Source organism: Campylobacter sp. 107, from assembly GCF_002383835.1.
Lineage (GTDB): Bacteria > Campylobacterota > Campylobacteria > Campylobacterales > Campylobacteraceae > Campylobacter_D > Campylobacter_D jejuni.
In genome coordinates, this window is the sequence record NZ_NXBA01000071.1 from 1 (window position 1) to 608 (window position 608).

Here is a 608-nt window from a genome sequence, read left to right on the forward strand (position 1 = left end):
TTTCCGCAAGAACTTCGAGCTAAAATACTAGCTTATGCTAAAGAACATAATATAAAAGAGTAATTTAATCAAAATAAAAAAATATTTAAAGTAAAATAAAAACAAAAGGAAAAACAATGCAAAAAATACTTCAAATCGATTTAGAAAAAAGAAAAGCTTTAGAGAATTTCAAAAATCTAGCTTTATTAGGATTAGGTGGAACAATGCTTTTAAATTTAAAAGAACAAGCTTTGGATTTTAGTCAAGAATTAACTTATATAAATACTTATGATAAGTATTTAAATTTAAAGCTTGATTCTTTTTATATCCCTTCTACACTTTTATCTTTGCTTCAATTAACTAAGAAAAGCAAAGAAGCTTTTTATATCAATGTTTTAATCAATAGCGATACACATTATAAAAATCCTTTATTACAATATGCTATTACCCAAAAACAAGAACAAGAAAATATCGTTTATGCTTTAAAAAATAATGAAAATCTTAATGCTTCTTTTGCAAATCTTAATGCTTTAAAATTAGCCTTAGAAGAAAAGAATTTTTATCTTAATTTTATAGACTTAAACAGCAAAGAAAGTCTTTTAAGTTTTTATAATCAAATAATAAGCAAT

General features: G+C 22.5%; 1 pseudogene. It reads left to right on the forward strand.

The window, feature by feature from the left end:
• Nucleotides 1-116 precede the first annotated feature (116 nt).
• Nucleotides 117-608, forward strand: a pseudogene (locus tag BGS40_RS07495) (hypothetical protein); the annotation flags it as partial.